This is a genomic window from Natronospirillum sp., assembly GCF_022565775.1.
Classification (GTDB): domain Bacteria; phylum Pseudomonadota; class Gammaproteobacteria; order Pseudomonadales; family Natronospirillaceae; genus Natronospirillum.
The window spans coordinates 1-3,641 of record NZ_JAIUMC010000161.1 but is presented as its reverse complement, the minus strand read 5'-3'; the positions used below and the strand labels follow the sequence as shown (position 1 = coordinate 3,641).

General features: G+C 59.6%; 4 protein-coding genes. 1 reads left to right on the top strand and 3 read right to left on the bottom strand.

All coding sequences use genetic code 11. The features are described 5' to 3' along the window. The coding region (locus tag LAT62_RS16190; protein WP_293386251.1) for an ABC-F family ATP-binding cassette domain-containing protein at positions 1 to 1,609 on the bottom strand (1,609 nt) is incomplete at its 3' end. Between LAT62_RS16190 and LAT62_RS16395 the strand changes: the two genes are divergently transcribed. Next, the gene (locus tag LAT62_RS16395) at positions 1,610 to 2,155 is read left to right on the top strand and encodes a DUF2390 domain-containing protein (RefSeq protein WP_367120575.1); all 546 of its coding nucleotides are present in this window, start codon (positions 1,610 to 1,612) and stop codon (positions 2,153 to 2,155) included. On the opposite strand, the gene LAT62_RS16185 is transcribed toward LAT62_RS16395, so the two are convergent. Then, positions 2,053 to 2,904 (bottom strand): ParA family protein, encoded by an 852-nt coding sequence (locus LAT62_RS16185; RefSeq protein ID WP_293386249.1) that lies wholly within the window; start codon positions 2,902 to 2,904, stop codon positions 2,053 to 2,055. The two genes, LAT62_RS16395 and LAT62_RS16185, sit on opposite strands and share 103 nt — an antisense overlap. Positions 2,905 to 3,008: 104 nt before the next feature. Beyond that, the coding region (locus LAT62_RS16180) for a WD40 repeat domain-containing protein (RefSeq protein WP_367120574.1) at positions 3,009 to 3,641 on the bottom strand (633 nt) is incomplete at its 5' end.

The following is a 3,641-nucleotide window of genomic DNA, read 5'->3' as shown; positions in this document are numbered from 1 at the left end:
CCTCGCCTGACGAATCCGGCAGACGCTCGGCAGCACTGTCTGCCGGCGCCTTCAGGGCGGCCAGATAGTGCTCAAGGTCACCGTCATAAGGCCTTACCGTGCCGTCAGCAACCAGCCAGAACTCATCGACTGTGGCCTCCATCAGAAAGCGGTCGTGTGACACCACGATCACCGCGCCATCATAGGCCTGCAATGCCTCTGCCAGCGCGTGGCGCATGTCCAGGTCCAGGTGGTTGGTGGGCTCGTCCAGCAGTAATACGTTGGGGTTCTCCCAAGCCAGCAACGCCAGCGCCAGCCGGGCCTTCTCGCCACCGGAAAATGGCCCCACCGGTGCCACCACCGAGTCACCGGAGAAATTGAACCCGCCCAGAAAATTGCGTAACGACTGCTCTCGGGCCTCCGGGGCCAGCCGTTGCAAATGCAGCAGGGGCGAAGCGTCATCGTCCAGCGCGTCAACCTGGTGCTGGGCAAAGTAACCGGGGTAGTAATGCATGCCGCGCGTACTGTCACCGTTTTGCTCCGACAGGGCCCCGGACAGATGCTTGATCAGCGTCGATTTGCCCGCGCCATTCTTGCCCAGCAAACCGATGCGCATGCCCGGGTACAGATTGAGTTTCAGCCCGCTCAGTACGGCTCGGTCGCCATAGCCCAGGCTGACCTCACGCAGCGCAATCAGCGGGCTCGACACCTTGTCCCCAGCGGAAAACCGAAAGGTGAACGGGCTATCTGCGCGCGCCGGCGCGCTCAGGGTCATTTTCTCCAGCGCTTTGAGGCGACTTTGGGCCTGCTTGGCCTTATTGGCCTGATACCGAAACCGGGCAACAAACTGCTCCATCTCGGCCCGTCGCGCCTGTTGTTTGTCAAACGCCACCTGCTGCTGAGCCCGCCGCTCCGCACGCTGACGCTCATACTGGCTGTAATTACCGGTATAGCTGAACAACTCGCCCTGCTCGAAACTGACTACGCGATTGGCGACTGCGTCCAGAAAGTCCCGGTCATGGGAAATCAGCAGCAAGGTACCCTGATAGGCCAGCAACCAGGATTGCAGCCAGTCCACGGTTTCCAGATCAAGGTGGTTGGTCGGTTCGTCCAGCAACAACAGATCACTGCGTTGAATCAGGGTCTGAGCCAGGTTCAGGCGCACGCGCCAGCCGCCCGAGAAGGCAGACACAGGTCGCTTCAGATCGGCAGGCTCAAAGCCCAGCCCAAGCAGGATGATCTCCGCCTCGTGCTGCACCTGGTAGCCCTGCATGTCATCCATCTTGCCATGGAGTCGTACCAGAGCGGCTTCGTCATTTTGGGCTTCGGCCTCCGCCAGCGCAGCCTCAACCGATCGCCACTCGGTCAGTCCGTCCAGCACAAAATCCAGTGCCGTACGGCTCAGACCGGGGGTTTCCTGACGCATGTGCGCGATATGCCACTGTGCAGGGATCGCCACTTGGCCCTCGTCTGCCTGCAAAGCACCCAACAGCAATTGGAACAGCGACGACTTTCCGGCACCATTGGGGCCAATGACGGCTGCCTTTTCGCCGGGCGACACGCGCAAATTGCCGCCGCTGAACAACGGCAGGCCGCCGCGCATCAATGTAACATCAGTGAGCTGAATCATTTGTCCGTAATCAGTTTTTTACCACCTCAGTCGCCACCACCGCCGATCTGGTCCTTTGCAGGGCAGATCTATACACAGGTTGGAGTGGCAACGCATTTGCTGAGCCGTCAGGAACAGGACCAGATCTGGATCAATGACTGGTTGTTTGCCCTGTGGCTAGCGCACAAGGGTAACACAGTGGCGGTGGATTTTCGGTGTCAAATTAGCGCCTGGCAGCACTGGCGAGATCAAGTCATTGTGCCCTGGCGGCGTTACCGAAAGAGGCTCAAGGCGTCCTCAATGGCAGGAGATGAAAAGGCACGGCGTCAGTATCAAAGAGCGAAGCAGGCCGAGCTGAGCCTTGAATGGCATGACCAGCAGTATCTCTGGCGACATCGCAGCAGTCTCAGCGCAGGCCCCGAGCCGACGACTCGCGATAGAGAACAATGCCTGAGCCTGAGCCTTCAGCGATTGTCAGGCGCGTCCACGGATACATTATCCGACTCAGTGTCCCTGCTGCTCTCAGCACTGGAGGCCTGCACAGACTCGGCGTCCTGGTCAGACTGAACCGCTTTATGGTCGGGTTCGCCTGCCTCTGCCGCCCGCCCGGCATCCCGACGCTCAAGGACTTTTGCAGTCGCCGAGTCGATCCAGTCCAGCAGGAACTGCCATTCCTCGATGTCCGCATCATGACGCGCCGCCATATCGCTCAGACCAAGCCCGTGCTCGGACGCCCGCACATAGTACTGGGTGTCGCGCAGGCTGGTGATGAAGGGAATTTTGAGGCTGCGCAGGAACAGCTCCAGCTTGGAATAGACCAGGGTATTGCGGCGCACTCGATTGGCCACCGCACCGACCAGAATCGGTCGCGCCCGGAAGGCCGGAGACAGCAGAACTTCCTTGATGAAGGTTGTCGTGGCGCGGATATCGATGGGCGATGGGGTCACCGGCACGATCATGATATCGGTATCCCGTATCATGTCGCTCAGCGCATTGCCTTTCAGACCAGCGGCAGTATCGATCACCACACGCTCGGTCTCGGCAGGCAGCTTGCGCATGACAAAGGTACGAGTCGAATTGGCCAATTGACTGTTGGCTGCCACCCCATGAATGTGCGGATGACCCTTGTGGCGTGACTGCAGCCACTGAATGGACGATTCCTGTGGATCGAAATCGATCAGTGAGGTCGACTTGCCACTGGCCGCAAAGTGCGCCGCCAGATTGGTGGCAATGGTGGTCTTGCCACAACCGCCCTTGGAGTTCGCCAGTACCAGCCGCACCGGAGGTTCATAACGATTGATTCGTGCTTCTGGCATAGCAGCCTGCTGTTCAGTTCCGTAATTCAAGCCGACAGAGCGACAACCTTCTGCTCTGCGTGAGTCAGTACTTACAAATTGACACTTTCCTGCAGTGTACGGCCTTACTGAAATAACGCAAGTTTGCCATTGGAACTCAGTGCATAGACCGCGCCATTGACCCAGCGCACATCCAGCACCACATTGCTGGTCCGTGAATACAGGCCTTCGCCCGGCAACCGCCAGCGCGCCTGGCGCTGCATGTCCTGCAGACGCCATACGGTCACGTAATGTCTGCGGTCTCCGGTGATCAGCAGGTTGTCATTCTGCGCAAAGCGCGCTGTCGACAGCACGCGCCGCTGGGTAGGCACCGTACGCACCGTGTTGCCATTGCCGGTATTCCAGACCAGGCCATCCTCGCCATGGGCAGCAGACAGCGCATACGTACCGGATTGTGACAAAGCCACCGTGCGCACCTGATTACCGTGACTGCGATGCTGCAACATGACCCCTTCATCGACCGACCAGAAAATGGCCCGTCGATCATCGCCACCCGTCACCGCCCGGCGTCCATCGGCAGACAAGACCGCCGCATGAACCGCTCCCTGATGACCGTCCAGACGCTGGATGGTGTCTCCGCTGTCGACATCAAATATCGCTGCCGTACCATCTTCAAGCCCCAACAGCACCCGTCGGCCCGCATGATCCAGCGCGACCGATCGAATCGCCGCCGGCGTTTCATAAAAGCCCAATGCGGT

Excerpts from the sequence above, each read along its gene's own strand:
- LAT62_RS16185 (WP_293386249.1), bottom strand. The coding sequence starts at position 2,904 with ATGCCAGAAGCACGAATCAATCGTTATGAACCTCCGGTGCGGCTGGTA.